Genomic DNA, 17,296 nt, shown 5'->3' with positions numbered 1-17,296 from the left:
CGCCATCTCACGTCTCCCTCAGGACGACGTCCCGCGCGAGCGCCGCCGGCCGGCGTCGGCGTCGGCCTCATCGTCCGTGGTCTCAGTGGTGTCCGACGCGTCGGACTCCGTGTCGTCGGAGGCGTCCCCATCCGATGCGTCGCGGCCCTCGAGCTGGGCGATCCGTTCGCGCAGCAGCCGGTTCTCCTCGTCGAGGCCGCGCTCGCGAACGGTGAGCATCGGGTCGTGGCGCCACCAGTCGATCCCCATCTCGTTGGCCTTGTCGACGGAGACGACGAGCAGCCGAAGCTTGATGGTGAGCAGCTCGATGTCGAGGAGGTTCACCCGGATGTCACCGGCGATGATGATGCCCTTGTCGAGCACCCGCTCGAGGATGTCGGCGAGGGTCGCCGGCTGGGTGCCGCCCGTCGGACCCGTCTGGGCGGCGTAGTACTGCCGGGGCGCGGGTCCGTTGGCCGAACGCGCCGCGGCCGGCGCCCGGGATGCGGACGCCGGGTCGGTCGTGCTCTCCGTCATCCGCGGTCCTCCCCGGCATCGCCACGCACGTAGCGCGCGGTGCGCTCGTAGCCGACGAGCTCACCCGACGCGTCGAGGGACACCTCGTACACGGCGAGGACGTCGGTGGTGCTGGGGATGCGCTGCATCTCGAGAACCTCGACCTCCACGTGCCACTCGCCGTCCACCCGACGGATGCCGACGATGCCCTCGAACTCCTTGCCCGTCAGCTCCGCCAGCTCGAGCGCGGCCAACCGAGCGGCCCGCCGCCCGCTGATCCGCGGGTGCGGGTGGTGCCCACCGCCGTCGTGGTGCTCGTCATGGTGCTCGTCACGGTGCGCGCCATGGTGCGCGCCGGCCGGTGCCTTGGCAGCCTTGGCGGAGGGCCGGCGTCCGGTGCTGCCGCTCCTGCGCTGCGACTCGTCGCTGCCCTGGTCCGTGTCAGCCATGGCGTGTCCTCTCCTGGGCCTCCATCAGCCGGTCGATGAGCTCATCCTCTCGCGCCGTGGCGGTGGCGTCGTCGATCTCGCCGGCCTCGCGGAGGCGGTCGATCTCCTCGAGCTCGCTGCGGATGGTCGCGGGGTCATAGTAGATCTCCTCGGCCTGGTGGAGGATCTGCTCGGCCACCGCGGTCAGGCCCCGCAGCGGTGCGAGCGGAAGAGTGAGGATGCCGCTGATCAGGCCCATGGTCGTTCCTCGACGAAGTCGTAGGGGGCGAGGGGCCCGAGCAGCCGCAGGCTGAGGCGCTCGTGCACCGACTCCGCGAGCTCCTCCAGCACGTCGATGAGCTCGCCCATCCGACTCTCCTCCACGAGCAGGGCCACGTCGAGGACCTGGGTGGCCGAGGGAGGGGTCCGGACGAGGTGCTCCACGGCCAGGGGCACGACGACGTCGAGCACCATGTCGGCGTCCTGCGCGCTGCGCTGCTCGAGACCCCTGGCCACGAGCTCGCCCAGTCGCACGCGCTCACGGTAGGACGCCTCCTCGGGCACCCCGCGCGTCCGCTCCCGCAGCTCGCGGATCTCGGGGTCGCCGGTGATGAGGTCGGTGAGGGCCGCCTCCTCCACGGGGCTGACGCGGAGGTTGAACTGACGCCGGCCGCGCAGGCTCTCGAGCAGCGCGACGAGGTGCTCCTCGTTGGACGCCATGAGCTCGGCCACGACCGTGTCCGGGTCCGGGAGCACCGACCCGAAGCGGACCGGGGCCACCGGGCCGACCTTCGCCAAGGCGTCGAGGACTGCCTGGTAGGCGAGGAGGTCGGCCCGGCGCCCCAGTCTGCGGTCCCCGTCGACGGGCGACACCGCCGCGGCGAGGTCGCCGGACCGGACGAACTGCACCCGCTGCCCGTCCACCCCGGTCAGGTCCTGACCGCCGTCGTGGCGCTGCAGGTCTGCTGCCGGCAGGACGCCGTAGACGACCAACGCCTGGTCCATGTCGACCTCGATGGACGGGTCGTCACCCACGACTGCACCCATGGGGTCCACGGGCCGTCAGCGGGCCGACGAGGAGGACTTCTTGGCGGGTCGGCGTTCCTCGTCGTGGCTGTTCTCCTCGTCGTTGTCGTCGTCGCCCCGGGTCAGGGCACGCTTGACGCCCTCCACCGCGCCTCGGGTCTTGCCGGTCGCGCCGCTGCGCTGCATGTCGTGGACCATCTCACCGAGGTCCTTCCCGCCCTTCTCGTAGAGGTCGAGGCGGTTGGTCGCCTCGGCGAAGCGCAGGTACGTGTCGACGCTCGCGATGACGATCCGTGCGTCGACGGTCAGCAGCTCGATGCCGACCAACGAGACCCGGATGTACACATCGATGACGATGCCCTTGTCGAGGATGATGTCGATGACGTCGGCGAGCCCACTAGGAGCGGGGCGCGCCAAGTAGCCACCTCCACCGCCGCCTCGGCGCTGTGTCTGCACGGTCATGCTGGACCTCCTGGGTCGAGGGTGTCGGCTGGTTGCTCAGTGCGCGGAGCGGCGCCGCGCGGCTCGCTTCTTGGGTGCTGGAGGCTCCTCCTCGGGCTCCTCGTCCACGGGCTCGTCATCGAGCGCCTCGTCGTCCGACTCGTCGGACGTGTCGTCGTAGGCCTCCTCGTCGTAGGCGTCCTCCTCGGTGTCCGCCTCGGCTTCGGTGTCCTCGTCGGTGTCCTCATCGAGGTCGGTGTCCTCCTCGGACTCCTCGAGGTCCTCGTCGGCGTAGTCCTCGTCGGAGCTGCCCTCGTCCGCATCTGCGGCCGAGTCCTCGTCCTCCACGCTCTCGTCCTCGGTGTCGTCCTCGTTCTCGTCCTCGTAGTCCTCGTCGTACTCCTCGTCGCCGCCACCGGACTCGTCGTCGAGGTCGTCGACGTCCTCGGCGGTATCCTCGCCCTCCTCGTCGTACTCGTCCTCGGGCTCGTCACCGGCCTCCTCCTCGGGCTCGTCACCGGCCTCCTCCTCGGACTCGTCACCGACGGCCTGGTCCTCGTCGGAGTCCTCCGCGCCGAGGTCCTCGTCCTCGGAGCCCTCGTCCTCGGAGCCCTCGTCCTCGTAGCCCTCGGCCTCGTCGGAGCCCTGCTCGTCGGAACCTTCCTCCTCGGTGCCCTGCTCTGCGCCCTGCTCGTCGGCCTCGCGCTCCCCGGCCTCCTGCTCCATCGCGTCCTCGTGCGACGTGACGACCTCGCCGTTCTCGATGGTGCCCCGCCAGCCCTCGACGGCGTCGGGGTCCAGGATGGTGCGGGTCATGACGTGTCGCTGGAAGTGCTTGAGCTCCAAGCGGGCCCGTCGGCCCTGCGCGCGCCAGAGGTTGCCCGTGCGCTCGAACAGGCCCTGGGGGTAGTACTCGAGCACGACGATGATCCGCGTCAGGTTCGGTGCCAGCTCGTGGAACGTCACGGCTCCGTCGACATGTCCCTTCTTGCCCTTGGAGCGCCACACGATCTGCTCGTCGGGGACCTGCTCGAGGATGGTCGCCTCCCACTCACGGTGCGACCAGAAGATCTGCGCCTTCCACTCGATCTTGTTGTCCTCGGCGGCATCGACGTTCTCGACCTTCTTCATGAAGGTCGGGAAGGCGCCGAACTCGGTCCACTGGTTGTAGGCCACCCGCAGCGGGACGCCGACGTCGACCTGCTCGATGATGTTGGTCGACTTCGTGGCCTTCGAGCCCCCGCCGGAGCCGGAGCCTGAGTCGCCGCCCAGACCGGGCAGTGCCTCGGTGACCTTGTCCTTCACCCCGGACACCGCGCCCTTGAGCATTCCCATGATCGGGCTCTGGCCCTTGAGCGCAGAGGTCCCGCCGCCCACTGCTGCCTTGACCGAGGGGTTGCCGCTGGCCATGCCCTCGAGCCGGTCGGTCAGGCCGCTCACCCGGTGTCCCAGCGAGCCCATGGCCCGCTCGCCGAGGACCTTCAACAGGCCACCGGACGCGTCCTTCAGACGCGCGCCTCCACTGCCGCTCATGGCCGTCACCGACCCTTTCCGGACGGACGCTTTGCCGCCTTCTTCGCCGAGACCTTCTTCATCGGCACCTTCTTGGCGACGCCGCGCGGTGTCGCCCGCTTGCCGGCGGCTCCGGAGCGCGAGGACTCCTCGCCCGCCGAGCCACGCGAGCCCTGGTCAGCGCTCGCCTCGGACTCGTCGGACTCCTCGGACTCCTCGGACTCCTCGGAGTCGTTCTGCTGGTCCTGCTGGTCCTGCTGGTCCTGCTCGGCCGCCTCACCCTGGTCGTCCGAGTCGGATCCCGTCAGGCCCAGTGAGCCCGTCACTCCACTGACGGCCGAGCCGACGTCGCCGGCGCCCCCGCCCTGCTCCTGCTCCTGCTCCTGCTCGGAGCCGTCCTTGGACTCTAGCGTCTTGGTCAGCTTCTCCACCCGGGACGCCATGGCGACGAGCGCAGCCTCGCGCGCCACCTCCACGAGGCGGCCGGTGAGCTGGTTCTGCAACGCCTTGAGCTGTGGGTTGCTCTCGATCAGCTTCGATCCCTGTGCCAGCAGGTCACCCCGCTGGGCAGCGAGCTTGCGCCCACCCAGCATGCCGGCCAGGGCCATGGCGAGACGGAGCTTCTTGGTGCGTCCGAGCAGGTATCCGCCCGCTACTCCGAGGACGATCTTGGTCGGTGCTGAAGACATAGATTCAAGCCGCGATGCTGCCGATCCGGCGGCACGTCGCGGCCACCTCCTTCGCAGACTGAGGTACCCGACGATGCGATTCATCTAACGGTAAAGACGCCGTGGCTCAACCGTTCCGGGCCGGCTGGGCGCCCTCGGCGGAGCCCCCGGCGGGCAGGCGTGGGCGGGCTCCCGGGACGAGTGTCGAGGGCGCCCGGGAGACCGCGTAGGCCGGCGTCTACGCGGGTTCGAGCAGGCTCACCAGCCGGCGCATCATGGACACGCTGGGGTAGGTCTCGTCGCGCATCTTCTCCATGAGGACCGCCGCGTACGCCGGCACCTCGTCCGGGAGCAGCAGCTCCTCGAGGAAGTCCATCATCGTGCTCGACGGGTAGAGGTCCTCGGCGACCTTCTCCAGCAGCAGGTCCACCAACCGGGCGCGGGCGTCGATGTCGTCTCTGTTCGCCATGGGTCTGCCTTTCGGTTCGGGCTCGCACGTGCGAGAAGGGTCGTCGCACCCCCGCCATACCCACGGCGCACGACTCTGACGCGAGCGCCGGTGGGCGGCGCAGCCCGCCGGACCGCGTGGTCCGTGGGCGTCACCGTGTGCCCTGCACCGGCTCCTGCGCGCCCTCCCGGGCAGCCTCCTGGGCCGGCTCCTGCACGACGATGGACAGCCGCCGCAGGAGGAACAGCACCATCGCGGCGAAGTCGTTGTCGGCCGTCTCGCGCTCGACCCGTTCCCAGTCGACCTGCTCGCGCAGCGCCCGCAGGACGGGCAGCAGCTGGGCCACGTCGCAGTAGTGCTCGTCGAGGGCCGCGAGCTTGTGAACGACGAGCTCGGTGGCCTCGAGCACCGGCATCCGGACCGACAGCACCTCCATCGGCGTCGCGCGCTCGACCTCGTCGCGGTGGACGGGGCCACCGACCGGGCCGTGGATGATGTCGACCATCGCTCCGTCGGTGAAGACCTTGAAGAGCCAGTCCTCCGGCGGCTGCACGACCTCGAAGTCGTGCTCGGCGAGGTACTGCGCCACCTGGTCGGCATCCTCCTCGGCGACGAGGAAGTCGACGTCGTGCGCCGGCTCCGGTCCCCCGCGGGCCCACGCGGCATAGCCACCCATGAGCGCGAACGGCATCCCGGAGTCCTTGAGGGCCACGGCGACCCTCTTGAGCGCCTCCCGGAGGTCCTGGGCGTCATCGGCTGCCATGTCGATGGCTTACCCACGTCGGGCACCGTCACCTCTCCCTGTGCGCTGCGGCGTCCGGTCGGGTAGGGCGCCCACATGAGAGTGGCGACCTTCAACATCCTCAACGGGCGGGTGCCGACCGACCAGCACGTCGACCTCGACGGGTTCCGGAGGGCGATCCGGCAGCTGGACGCGGACGTCCTCGGGCTGCAGGAGGTCGACCGCAACCAGCACCGGTCCGACAACGCCGACCTCACCGCGATCGCCGCCGAGGCGATGGACGCCCCCGAGCACCGGTTCGTCGCGGCCCTGTCGGGCAGCCCGGGCGCGACGTGGGTCGCCGCCACCGGTGAGGAGCAGCCCGACGCCGCTGCCTACGGCGTGGCGCTGCTCTCGCGGTTCCCGGTGCACGGCTGGCGGGTCGCCCGGCTGGCCCCGGTGCCCGTGCGGGTGCCGATGATGTTCCGGGGCCGGATGCGGCCCGAGCTGGTGCGCGACGAGCCGCGGGTGGCCGTCCTCGCCGACATCGAGTCTCCCGAAGGACCGCTCACCGTCGCGACGGCGCACCTGTCGTTCATCGACTGGTGGAACGGCCGGCAGCTGCGACGGCTCATGGCCGACGTCGCCGGCGAGGACGGCCCGTTCGTCCTGACGGGCGACCTCAACATGGGGCCGACGCGCGCACGGCGGCTGACCCGGATGCGCTCGGCCGTCGACGCACCCACGTTCCCGGCCGACTCGCCCGGGCAGCAGATCGACCACATCCTCCTGCGCGGCAGGGTGCGCGCACTGTCGGGCGAGGCGGTGGCCCTGCCGGTGTCCGACCACCAGGCGCTCGCCGTCGAGCTGACGCTGACGTCGTAGCCGTCCCGGGCCCGGTCGAGGCGGCCGGCGGGCTCAGGCCTCGACGAGTCGCTGGGAGACGCCGATGACGTGCGGCTCGCCCTCGACGCTCACCCTGACCCGCGAACCGACGGCCGGTGTCCAGCCGCCGAAGGCGCGAGCCGACAGGACCGTCGGCGTGCCGGACCCGTCGTCGAGCCGCAGCTCGACGAGCGCGTCGTGGCCGTAGTACGCGCACCGCGTCACCTCGGCCACGGGACCGGCGGTCGCGGCGCCGTCCGCGTCGAGACGCAGCTGCTCGGGCCGGATGAGGACCTCGCAGGCGCCCGTGCCGCGCGCCGAGGCGACGGGGAGCGTGCCGAGCGCGCACGTCACGGCGCCGTCGTGCAGCTGGCCGGCGAGGAAGCAGGCCTCGCCGAGCGACACGGCCGACCGGCGGTCGGAGGGGGCGCGGTACACCTCGGCCGGGGCCCCGACCTGGCTGAACCGGCCGTCGTGCATGATCGCCACCTGGTCGGCGAACGAGAGCGCCTCGGCCTGGTCGTGGGTGACGAGGACGACCGTGGCCTGCTCGTGGGCGAGCGCGACGGCGACGGCATCGCGCGTCGCCACGCGCAGCTCGGGGTCGAGGGCCGAGAAGGGCTCGTCGAGCAGGACGATGCGGGGGCGTCGGGCGAGGGCGCGGGCCAGGGCGACGCGCTGCTGCTGGCCGCCGGAGAGCTGGTCGGGACGACGCGTGGCGAAGTCGCCGGGCAGACCGACGAGCTCGAGCAGCTCGGCGACGCGCGCCCGGGCCCGCCGCTCGCGGCGGGGCAGCCCGTAGGAGATGTTGGCGGCGACGTCGAGGTGCGGGAAGAGGTTGCCCTCCTGGGCGACGTAGCCGAAGCCGCGACGCTCCGGGGCCACCCAGACGCCCGGACCGGCGACGACCTCGTCGCCGACGCGCACCTGGCCGGCGTCGGGACGCAGGAACCCGGCGACGACGCGCAGCAACGTCGTCTTGCCGCACCCGGAGGGGCCCAGCACGGCCGTCGTCGTGCCGGACGGCACCGTGAGGTCGATGCCGTGGAGCACGGGCGTGCCCTGGTGCGAGGCGGTGATGCCCGAGAGCTGGAGCGTCTTCACGTCTGGGGTTCCTCGTTCTTGCCGTGGAGCAACAGGTAGGTCAGGGGCGCGGACAGGAGCACGAGCGCCGTGGCGTACGGCGCGGCGGCGGCGTAGTCGAGGGACGCGCTCGCATCCCAGAATGCCGTGGCGAGGGTCTGCGTACCCGTCGGTGCGAGAAGAAGCGTCGCGGTCAGCTCGGTGCTGACGGCGATGAACACGAGGGCGAAGCCGGCCATGGTGCCGCGGAGCATGAGCGGCAGCTGGACCCGCAGGAACGCCCGGACCGGCCCGTCGCCGAGGGCCCGGGCGGCGTCGCCGAGCTCGGGGGGCACGGCCGCGATGGCGGCGCGCGTCGCGACCATGGCCCGGGGGATGAACAGGACGACGTAGGCGAGCACGAGCACGGTCGTCGTCTGGTAGAGCGGGCGGGCCAGACCGATGGTGAGGGTGATGAGGGCGAGCGCGACGACGACGCCGGGCAGCGACGCCGCGAGGTAGGTGACCCGCTCGACCGCGACGGCGAACCACGTGCGGTGCCGGGCGATGAGCCACGCGGCGGGGACGGTCGCCAGCGAGGTCACGGCCGCCGCACCGAGGGCGAGCGCGAGCGTCGTCCACAGGGTCGGACCGAGGTTGGCCGGCTCCATCGCCTCGTCGGCGCGCAGCAGCCACCGCCCGAGGCTCCAGGCCGGCACGCCGACGGCGAGCGCCGTGAGCCCGCCGACGACGACGAGCGCGGCCGGCGTCCAGCGGCCGAGCGCCGCGGGCGCGGCCCGCCGCGCCGTGCCCGAGCCGACACGGGCGTACCGGGTGCGTCCGCGCGCCAGCAGCTCGACGGTGAGGACCGTGACGGCGAGGCCGATGAGCACGACGGCGAGGACGCTCCCGGACCGGCTGTCGAAGGCCACCTCGAACTGGTCGAGGATCGCCGTCGTGAAGGTCGGGAAGCGCAGCATCTCGAGGGCGCCGTACTCGGCGAGCAGGTGCAGCGCGACGAGGAGGACGCCGCCGAGGAGGGCCGGCCGCATCTGGGCGAGGCCGACGCGCAGGAAGGTGCGCCACGGGCCGAGGCCGAGGGCGCGGGCGGCCTCCTCGAGCCCGCGGTCACCGGTGCGCAGGAGCGCGGCCACCGGGAGGAAGACGAAGGGGAAGTAGGACAGCGACGTGACGAGGACGGCACCGGCCAGGCCCTCGAGCCCGGGCACGAGGGCGGACCACGCGAAGCTGTTGACGAACGCCGGGACGGCGAGCGGCGCGACGAAGGCGACCCGCCAGAACGAGGCCCACGGCAGCGAGGTGCGCTCGACGAGCCAGGCCGTACCGACACCGAGCACCGTCGACACGGCACCGGTCAGGCCGACGAGCGCGACGGTGTTGCCGAGCAGCTCGCCCACTCGGGGCCGCCACACGAGGGCGAGCGCCTCGCCGGCACCGGACTCGAGGGCCTTGACCACGACGACGACCAGCGGCAGCGCGCAGAGCAGGGCGACGACGAGCGCCGCGCCCCGCAGCGCCGGCGAGGCCTGCCCCCCGGACCGCGCCGGTGCGGACGCGCCGACGCCCCGCCGCCCCCGCGCGGGGGGTGTCGGGGCGGTCGGCTCGGCCGCGGGGCCGTTGGCGGCCGGCAGCGGGCTCGTCGGCGTGGTCGTCACCTAGAGGATCCCCGCCTTCGTCATCAGCTCGATGACCTTCGGGCCGTTGAGCGTGAACGGGTCGATCTTCGGGGCCTGCAGCGAGTCGAGCGGCGGCAGCGCCGGGTCCGAGGCCACACCGGTGCCGACGGCGTACTCCTTGGCGTCGGTCGTGCCGAGGACCTGCTGGCCCTGCTTGCTCGTCACGAACGCGAGGAACTTCTGCGCGTCGGCCGCGTGCTTGCTGCTCTTGAGGACGCCGCCGCCGGAGAGGCTGACGAAGGCACCGGGGTCCTCGTTCTTGAAGTAGTGCAGCTTGGTGTTGCCACTGCTCTCCTTGTCGAGGGCCTGGTCGCGGTACCAGTAGTAGTGGTAGATGACGCCCATCGCCGACTGGCCGGAGTTGACGGCCTTCATCGTCGCGATGTTGTTCTGGTAGATCTTCGCGCCCGACTTCAGGGCCGCGAGCCACTGGGAGGTCTTGGCCTCGCCCTGGGTGGCGAGGACGGCCGAGACGATGGCCTGGAAGTCCGCACCGCCCGCCGCCGCACCCCACTTGCCCGCGAACTCCGGCTTGGCGAGGTCCATGAGGGACGTCGGCAGCTGCGACTCGGAGATCTTGCTCGGGTTGTAGACGAGGACGGTCGAGCGCGCCGCGATGCCGACCCAGTCCTTCGACGAGGGGACGTACTGCGGCCCCACCTGGCCGAGGGTCGCGGCGTCGACGGGAGCGAGCAGACCCGCCTGCTCGACCGTCGTCATGGCCGGCGAGTTCTCCGTCAGGAAGACGTCGGCGGGCGAGCTCGCGCCCTCCTGGACGATCTGGGCGCCCATCGACGAGTCGTTGCCGTAGCGCACCTGCACCTGGATGCCGGTCTTGTCCTGGAACTGCTTGCCCCACTCCTCGGTGAGGTTCTTGTGCTGGGCGCTGTAGATCGTCAGCTTCGACGCGTCAAGGTCGCCGCTCGCCTCGAGGCTGCCGCCGCAGGCGGCCAGGCCGAGAGCTGCCGCGAGGGTCGCGGCGAGGACGAGGGCGGTGCGGCGGCGCGTCACGGCGGGGCTCCTGGTGGCGGGTCTGGTGGCGGGTCTGGGGCACGGGTCGGGCACGGGTCTGGCACGGGTCTGGCACGGGTCTGGCGGTGGTGCTCGCCACGAGTCCGAATTACGCAACGACGTCGTGACCTAAAGCAGGCTAACGGACGCCGGGGCGTCGGCCGAAACCGGGGGCCGCACTTGCATTAGGTATGCCTAACCTTATTGACTACGGCCCGTGACCGCGACCGCCCTCCCGCTCGAACGGGCCGCTGCCCTGCCCGGGCTCGCGTGGGTCCACGGCCTCGCCGCGCACGGCACCCGGATCGCGTTGCACACCGACGCCGGCCCGGTCAGCTACGCCGAGCTCGCCCGACGCGTCGACGCCGTGGCCGAGCGCCTCGCCGGAGCGCGCCGGCTCGTCCTCGTCGAGGGTCGCACCACCGTCGAGACCGTCGTGGCGCTCCTCGCCGCCCAGCGCGCCGGGCACGTCGTCCTCCTGGCGGCGGCCGGCGAGGCCGCGCAGCGGGTCGGGGCCGCCTACCGGCCCGACATCGTCCTCGACCCGAGCGGCCGGGTCGACGTCCGGCGGGAGGCCTCGGCCCACCACCTGCATCCCGAGCTCGCGCTCCTGCTCAGCACGAGCGGCTCGACCGGATCGGCCAAGCTCGTGCGCCTGTCGGCCGCCAACCTCGCGGCCAACGCCGCCCAGATCGACGCCGCGCTCGGGATCCGGCCCGACGACTGCGCGGCCCTGACGCTGCCGCTGACGTACTGCTACGGGCTGTCCGTGCTGACCACGCACCTCGCGCGGGGCGCGTCGGTCCTGCTGACCGACCGGTCCGTCGTCGACGAGTGCTTCTGGACGCAGTTCCGGGCGGCGGGCGCCACGACGTTCCCCGGCGTGCCGCACACCTTCGAGCTGCTCGAGCGCAGCGGCTTCGCCGAGCGAGACCTGCCGACGCTGCGCTACGTCACCCAGGCCGGCGGACGCATGGACGCCGAGCGCGTCCGCCGCTTCGCGCGCCTCGGGCAGGAGCGCGGCTTCGACCTCGTCGTCATGTACGGGCAGTGCGAGGCGACGGCCCGGATGGCCTACCTGCCACCCCACCTCGCCGCGGCGCACCCCGACACGGTGGGGGTGCCGGTGCCGGGCGCCTCGATCGAGGTCGAGGACGGCGAGATCGTCTTCCGCGGGCCGAACGTCATGCTGGGCTACGCGCGCGAGCCCGGGGACCTCTCGCTCGGGCGCACCGTCGACGTGCTGCGCACCGGCGACCTCGGCGAGCTCACCCCGGAGGGGCTCGTCCGGGTCACCGGCCGGCGCGCCCGGTTCGTCAAGGTGCTCGGGCACCGCGTCGACCTCGACGCGCTCGAGTGCCGGCTGCGCCAGGAGGGCCACGACGTGCGCTGCGCCGGTCGCGACGGCCTCGTCGCCGTGGCCGCGAGCGGTGCCATGGCCGCGCCCGCACGCGAGTCGCTGCGCCACCAGGTGATCCGCACGTCCGGCGTGCCCCGGGACGCCCTGCGGGTCGTGCCCGTGGCCGAGCACCCGGTGCTGGCCTCCGGCAAGCCGGACTACCCCGCCGTGCTCGCACTGGCGTGTGCCGACTGCCCCGCGCGCCCGGATGCCGCGGCCGACGCCGGTCCCGAGCGTGCCGTCGCGGGCCTCTACGCACGGCTCCTGCAGCGGGACGTCGCCGACGACGCGACCTTCGTGTCCCTCGGCGGGGACTCGCTGTCCTACGTCGAGGTGTCCATCCGACTCGAGGAGCTCCTCGGACGGCTGCCGGCGGCCTGGCACGTGACCCCGGTCGCCGAGCTCGAGCGGATGCACACGGCTGCCCCCGCCTCCTCCCCCACGCCGGGAGCGCGGCGCGCGCAAGCCGGCGCATCGGCCGCACGCAGGCCGAACTCGTCGTCACGCAGAGGGTCTCGCACACTCGCCGACCGGATCGCCTGGCGCACCGTCGAGACCGGGGTCTGGCTCCGCGCCCTCGCCATCGTCCTCATCGTCGGCACGCACGCCGACCTGTTCTCGTTGCAGGGCACCGCCAACGCACTGCTCGTCGTCGCCGGCTACCAGCTGGCCCGGTTCCAGCTGGCCGACCCCGACCGCCGCCGGCGCGCCCGTCGCGTGCTCGGGGCGGCGGCCCGCATCGCCGTGCCAGCGCTCGTCGTCATCGTCAGCGCGCACGTGCTCGGCGGGTACTACGAGACGCGCAACCTCTTCCTCGCCAACTGGGTCTTCGGGCAGGAGAGGCTCGGGCCGCCGTGGCGGTTCTGGTTCGTCGAGGCGATCGTCGTGGCGCTCGTCGCCGTCGCCGCCCTCACCGCCTCGCGGCGCGTGGCGGCGCTCGACGGGCGTCACCCGTTCCGGCTGCCGCTGGCCCTGAGCGTGGCGGCGTTCGTCCTGTTCCGCCTGCCGATCCTGCCGCTGCCGGTCCCGCGCATGCAGGGATCGGCGCTCGTCGTGCTCCACCTGTTCCTCCTCGGCTGGGCCCTCGCCCGAGCGGCGACGCCCGCCCAGCGCCGGGTCGCCACGGTCGTGGCCGTCGCGATGATCGGCACGTTCTCGTTCAACCCCGCCCGGGACGGCCTCACCGCCGCGTTCGTCCTGCTCCTGCTCTGGCGCCCCGTCAGCCGCATCCCGGCCGTGCTCGTGCCGCTCGTGCAGGTGCTGGCCGCCGCGTCCCTGCACATCTACGTCATCCACTGGCAGGCCCTCGAGGTGCTCTGGGGCCACCCGGTGCCCGCCTTCCTCGGGTCGATGGCGCTCGGCCTCGCCTACTGGTGGCTGTGGACGCGCCCGCTCACGGCGCTGTGGGCCCGCGCCTCCGCCGGCGTGCGCACGCGCGTCCTCGGCACCCGCACCGGCACCGGCCCCGGCCCCGGCCACGGCCACGGCAAGAGCATCCGCAGCGGCAGCGATCGCCCCCGGCCCGGCGACGGCGCGGGCGCCACCGCGCAGCCGTCCGTCAGGAGACCGGTAGCAGCAGGGTGACGCTCGTGCCGCGACCGAGCTCGGACTCGACATCGAGCCGGCCGCCGTGGCGCTCGACGACCCGGTGCGCGATCGACAGGCCGAGCCCCGTGCCCGGCACCTTGAGCCCCTCGGGGTTGGTGCCGCGGAAGAACTCGGTGAAGAGGCGCTCCTGGTCATGGGCCGAGATGCCGATGCCGTCGTCGGCGCAGGTCAGGACCAGCCCCTGGTCGCGGTGCTCGAGCGAGACGGTGACGACGCCGCCGGCTCGGGTGAACTTCACCGCGTTGCTCACGAGGTTCTGCACGACGCGCTCGAGGTCGCCGGCGCTGCCCCGGACCACCGGGACCGCCGGCGGCTCGGCGAAGGTCAGCGCGACCTCCTGACCGTCGGCCCGCGGCCGGAACATGTCGACGACGTCGCGGGTCAGCTCGCCGAGGTCGACGTCGGTGAAGGGCATCGCCCGGTCGGGGTCGCTGACCCGCGACAGGGTCAGGAGGTCGTCGACGAGCACCTGGAGGCGCTCGGTGTTGCGTTCGATGACGCCGAGCGACCACGCGAGGTTCTCGGGCTCGCCACGGAGCAGCTCGACGTGCCCGACGATCGAGGCGAGCGGGTTCTTCAGCTCGTGCGACACCGTCGAGAACAGCTGGGTGCGACTGCGGTCGGCCTCGCGCAGCTCGTCCGCGACCCGGCGCTCGGCCGCGTAGAGCCGCGCGTTGCGCACGGCCCGGCCGAGGTCACGCGCCATCTCGAGGGCAGCCTGGGTCTCGGCGGCGGTCCACGACGCGTCGCGCACGCCGCGGACCGCGGCGAGGTAGCCGTAGCAGGACGACCCGGAGCCGATCGGCGCGAGCAGCAACGACCCGGCCGACGCCGCCGTCAGGAACTCGGACGCGAGCGCGACGTCGGCCTCGGACCACTCGCGGGCCGGCTCGGCGCGCCCCGGACGGGCCACCGCCACCTCGCCCTCGTCCCAGAGCCGGGCACTGAGCCGGCGGGCGAGGTCGACGAGGGAGGGCGCGACGACGGCCTCGCCGCTGCGCGCCGACACGCTCTCCCGCTCGTCGTCGCCCTGGACGCCGAAGATCCGCAGCCACAGGGTCTCGGAGGCGAGGCCGGCGGCGATCCGCGGCGCAGCGACGTCGACGACGCGGGCCGGCTCGAGGTCGTCCTGGGCGATGCGGGCCACGGACTTGACGGCCTCCCCGAGCCGGACCCGCTCGGTCAGCGCGTGACGCTGACGTGCCGCCTGGATCGCGATGCCGGTCTGGTTGGCGAACAGCTCGAGCACCGCCCGCTGGGTCCGGTCCGGGCGCCGGCCGCTCAGCGGCAGATCGACCGACAGGATGCCGAGCAGGTCGCCGACCGCGTCGAGCAGCGGCGCCACGAGCGTGTCCTCGGGGTCCCACGCGTCGGGGTCGTCGGCGTCAGGGCGCCAGTCGGTCGACACCCAGCCGTCCTGGGCGCCGGCGGGCAGCCGGTCGGCCGGGACGAACCGCAGGCTCCCCCACTCCTCGGCCACGGCGAACTCGGCCTCGATCGCGTGGCGGGGCGTGCAGCGGCCCATGAGCTGCGCCTTGGCGCTGTCGTCACCGGCGACCGCCACGACGACGAGGTCACCCGTCGCGTCGTCGACGACGCTGATCGCCGCGACGGTGAACCCGACGACGTCGGCCGCCCCCTCGACGACCATGTCGAAGAGGCTGCCGAGGTCGTCCTGGGCGCTGACCCGGTTCATCAGCTCGGTGAGCCGACGCAGGGCCCTGACCTCCCACGTCTCGTCCTGCACCAGGTCGACCCGGGCCGGCCCGTGGCAGGTCATGCCGTCGCCCCGGTCGCCCCCGCCGGCAGAGCCGGCAGCGTCACGGTGAACGTCGCGCCGGCACCCGGCGTCGACACGACCTCGATGGTCCCGCCGTGTCCCTCGACGATGGCCCGGACGATGGACAGGCCCAGGCCCGTGCCCTGGATCGCCTGGTCGGTGGCCGTCTTGGACCGGTAGAACCGGCGGAACACCTTCTCGAGGTCCGCGGACGGGATGCCGATGCCCGAGTCGCGCACGACGAGACGGGCGGACGGCCCGATGCCATCGGTACCGGCGGTCGCCACGGCCGGACCGTCGGGGGAGGTGGTCAGATGGCCGTCGCCCGCCCGCAGGGACACCTCGACCGAGCCACCGTCCGGCGTGAACTTGACCGCGTTGGACAGCAGGTTCATCGTGACCCGCTCGAGCGCGACGGGGTCGCCCCGGACCCACAGCGGCTTCGCGGCGATGTCGATCGACAGGTCGAGGTCCCGCCGCTCGCTCAGCGGCCGCAGCCCGTCCCAGGCCTGCGCGACGACGTCGGCGAGGTCGCAGCGACGCAGGTCGAGGTCGAGCCGGTCGGACTCGATGCGGGAGTTGACGAGGAGGTCCTCGATGAGCTCGAGCAGGCGCCGGCCGTTGCGGTCGATGCGGGCCACGAGGTCGCGCTGGCGGGTCGTCAGCTCGCCGGCGGCGCCGTCCTCGAGCATCTCCGCGTAGCCGAGGACGCTGGCGAGCGGCGTGCGCAGCTCGTGGCTGACCGACGACACGAAGTCGTTCTTCGTCTGGTCGAGGGCGGTGAGCTCCTCGACGACCCGCCGCTCGCGGTCGAGCGCGGCACGCGCCTCCGTGACGTCGACACCGGTCTTGACGAGGTGACTGGGCCGTCCGAGATCGTCGGTGAGCCACCGGTTCGACCAGACGACGTGCCGACGGCCGCCCTCGGGCCGCAGCCACTCCTGCTCGTCGGTCGACGGGAAGTCGTGGTCGCGCAGGTGCGCGAACCGTTGTCGCAGCCGCTCGCGGCCCTCGGCGACCGGGAAGAGCTCGGCGGCCTCGAGCCCGACGAGGTCCTCCTCGCGGCCGCCGATCCACTGGGTGGCGGTGCGGTTGACCCGGTCGATCCGGCCGTCGGTGTCGACGACGACGATGGCGCTCGCGGCGGTGTCGAGGACGACCGCGGTGAACTGGGCCTCCCTGCGCAGCTCGCCGAGGGCCCTCCGGCGCTGGGTGGCCCCCACGGCGAGCGACAGCGTCGTGATGGCGGCGGTCGCGAGGAAGGCCTGGGTCAGGGCTCCGACGGCCGTCGGGCTGACGTCGCCGCGCTCCCCGGCCGCGGCGAAGGGGCCACCCCCTTCGCTCGTGGCGACGACGGCGACGGCCCCCACGACGAGCAGCTGCCCGGCCACGACCCGGAGCCCCTGGCGGGTGGCCGCCCACGCCAGGGCCGGCAGGGGCAGGAAGGCGAGGGGAAGGGGCTGCCCGGGCCGGAAGACGAGGACGGTCATGCCGACGACGAGCACCATCTGCGCGACGTCCTCGAGACCGAACGGGCGGGCCCGCGCCGTCACCGCGGCGATGCCGAGCGGCCCGATGACGAGCACCGCTGCGGTGTGCGAGGCGGTGACGGCGTAGGCGGTCGGGAAGAAGGTGCCGTGCAGGCCGACGACGGCGATGACGCCGGTGAGCACTCCGAACGTCAGCGCGCCGGCCACCGTGCTGACGAGGAGGCCGAACAGGTCCTCCATCGACGCGAGCCGTGGCCGGCGGCCCCCGCGGGTCATGAGCCGGTGGACGACGAAGGCCTCCAGGGCGTTCGCCACGCCGAACGCCGCGGAGACGAGCGCCGACCGCCCGCCGTAGTAGTTGGCCAGGCCGCTCGCGACGACGACGCCGCCGACGAACACCGCGGCCCGCCGGCGGTCCGGGCCGCTGACGAGGAGGAACGCCACGGCGATGCCCGCCGCGGGCCACCACACGGCGACGGTGGAGTCGGGCGGCGCGAACCGCACCGCCGTCACACCGAGGACCACGACGCCGAGCAGCGCGACGAGAGCCGTCGCGGTCCAGCCCCGGCGGCTCGACAGGATCGAGGTCAGCACCGCGTCCCGCCGCCCGGGTGCTCGACGGTGT

At 73.1% G+C, this 17,296-nt stretch carries 16 protein-coding genes; 2 read left to right on the top strand and 14 right to left on the bottom strand.

What is annotated here, in order from left to right; translation table 11 throughout:
• Nucleotides 1–18 precede the first annotated feature (18 nt).
• From ACPYOM_RS02580 to ACPYOM_RS02540, 9 genes are all read right to left on the bottom strand, one after another.
• Complete coding sequence (locus tag ACPYOM_RS02580; protein WP_481342029.1) at nucleotides 19–516, bottom strand: gas vesicle protein; 498 nt, start codon at nucleotides 514–516, stop codon at nucleotides 19–21.
• Entirely contained in the window at nucleotides 513–944 is a 432-nt protein-coding gene (gene gvpO, locus ACPYOM_RS02575) for a gas vesicle protein GvpO (RefSeq protein ID WP_481342028.1), read from the bottom strand. Before gvpO ends, ACPYOM_RS02580 begins: the two co-directional genes overlap by 4 nt.
• Nucleotides 937–1,182 (bottom strand): gas vesicle protein GvpG, encoded by a 246-nt coding sequence (locus ACPYOM_RS02570; RefSeq protein ID WP_481342027.1) that lies wholly within the window; start codon nucleotides 1,180–1,182, stop codon nucleotides 937–939. The genes gvpO and ACPYOM_RS02570 overlap by 8 nt, the downstream gene beginning before the upstream one ends.
• The gene (locus ACPYOM_RS02565; protein WP_481344783.1) at nucleotides 1,173–1,958 is read right to left on the bottom strand and encodes a GvpL/GvpF family gas vesicle protein; all 786 of its coding nucleotides are present in this window, start codon (nucleotides 1,956–1,958) and stop codon (nucleotides 1,173–1,175) included. The genes ACPYOM_RS02570 and ACPYOM_RS02565 overlap by 10 nt, the downstream gene beginning before the upstream one ends.
• 27 nt (nucleotides 1,959–1,985) lie before the next feature.
• Nucleotides 1,986–2,411: a gas vesicle protein GvpJ gene (gene gvpJ / locus ACPYOM_RS02560; protein ID WP_481342025.1), complete on the bottom strand. Its 426-nt coding sequence runs from the start codon at nucleotides 2,409–2,411 to the stop codon at nucleotides 1,986–1,988.
• Nucleotides 2,412–2,447: 36 nt separating this feature from the next.
• A complete protein-coding gene (locus ACPYOM_RS02555; RefSeq protein ID WP_481344782.1) occupies nucleotides 2,448–3,923 on the bottom strand; it encodes an SRPBCC family protein in 1,476 nt (491 codons plus the stop codon).
• A gap of 5 nt (nucleotides 3,924–3,928) precedes the next feature.
• On the bottom strand, nucleotides 3,929–4,591 hold the full coding sequence (locus ACPYOM_RS02550; RefSeq protein WP_481344781.1) for a hypothetical protein: 663 nt from the start codon (nucleotides 4,589–4,591) through the stop codon (nucleotides 3,929–3,931).
• A 217-nt stretch (nucleotides 4,592–4,808) separates the two neighbouring features.
• Nucleotides 4,809–5,039, bottom strand: a complete 231-nt coding sequence (locus ACPYOM_RS02545; protein ID WP_481342022.1) for a hypothetical protein — start codon at nucleotides 5,037–5,039, stop codon at nucleotides 4,809–4,811.
• A gap of 130 nt (nucleotides 5,040–5,169) precedes the next feature.
• Complete coding sequence (locus ACPYOM_RS02540; RefSeq protein WP_481342021.1) at nucleotides 5,170–5,781, bottom strand: nucleotidyltransferase family protein; 612 nt, start codon at nucleotides 5,779–5,781, stop codon at nucleotides 5,170–5,172.
• Between the two features lie 75 nt (nucleotides 5,782–5,856).
• Between ACPYOM_RS02540 and ACPYOM_RS02535 the strand changes: the two genes are divergently transcribed.
• Complete coding sequence (locus ACPYOM_RS02535) at nucleotides 5,857–6,624, top strand: endonuclease/exonuclease/phosphatase family protein (RefSeq protein ID WP_481344780.1); 768 nt, start codon at nucleotides 5,857–5,859, stop codon at nucleotides 6,622–6,624.
• A 33-nt stretch (nucleotides 6,625–6,657) separates the two neighbouring features.
• Here ACPYOM_RS02535 and ACPYOM_RS02530 read toward each other — a convergent pair whose 3' ends face one another.
• From ACPYOM_RS02530 to ACPYOM_RS02520, 3 genes are read right to left on the bottom strand one after another with little or no spacing between them, the layout of a single operon-like run.
• Nucleotides 6,658–7,728: an ABC transporter ATP-binding protein gene (locus tag ACPYOM_RS02530; protein ID WP_481344779.1), complete on the bottom strand. Its 1,071-nt coding sequence runs from the start codon at nucleotides 7,726–7,728 to the stop codon at nucleotides 6,658–6,660.
• Nucleotides 7,725–9,362, bottom strand: a complete 1,638-nt coding sequence (locus tag ACPYOM_RS02525; protein ID WP_481344778.1) for an ABC transporter permease — start codon at nucleotides 9,360–9,362, stop codon at nucleotides 7,725–7,727. The genes ACPYOM_RS02530 and ACPYOM_RS02525 overlap by 4 nt, the downstream gene beginning before the upstream one ends.
• Nucleotides 9,363–10,394, bottom strand: a complete 1,032-nt coding sequence (locus ACPYOM_RS02520; protein WP_481344777.1) for an iron ABC transporter substrate-binding protein — start codon at nucleotides 10,392–10,394, stop codon at nucleotides 9,363–9,365.
• A gap of 217 nt (nucleotides 10,395–10,611) precedes the next feature.
• Between ACPYOM_RS02520 and ACPYOM_RS02515 the strand changes: the two genes are divergently transcribed.
• Nucleotides 10,612–13,377, top strand: a complete 2,766-nt coding sequence (locus ACPYOM_RS02515) for a non-ribosomal peptide synthetase (RefSeq protein WP_481344776.1) — start codon at nucleotides 10,612–10,614, stop codon at nucleotides 13,375–13,377.
• Here ACPYOM_RS02515 and ACPYOM_RS02510 read toward each other — a convergent pair.
• Both ACPYOM_RS02510 and ACPYOM_RS02505 read right to left on the bottom strand, forming a co-directional pair.
• Nucleotides 13,352–15,181 (bottom strand): sensor histidine kinase, encoded by a 1,830-nt coding sequence (locus ACPYOM_RS02510; protein ID WP_481344775.1) that lies wholly within the window; start codon nucleotides 15,179–15,181, stop codon nucleotides 13,352–13,354. The genes ACPYOM_RS02515 and ACPYOM_RS02510 overlap by 26 nt on opposite strands.
• Nucleotides 15,178–17,265 (bottom strand): ATP-binding protein, encoded by a 2,088-nt coding sequence (locus ACPYOM_RS02505; protein ID WP_481344774.1) that lies wholly within the window; start codon nucleotides 17,263–17,265, stop codon nucleotides 15,178–15,180. Before ACPYOM_RS02505 ends, ACPYOM_RS02510 begins: the two co-directional genes overlap by 4 nt.
• Between the last annotated feature and the right edge of the window lie 31 nt (nucleotides 17,266–17,296).

Source organism: Monashia sp. HAY1-2A (assembly GCF_056755315.1).
This window is presented reverse-complemented; position numbering and strand designations above follow the sequence as displayed.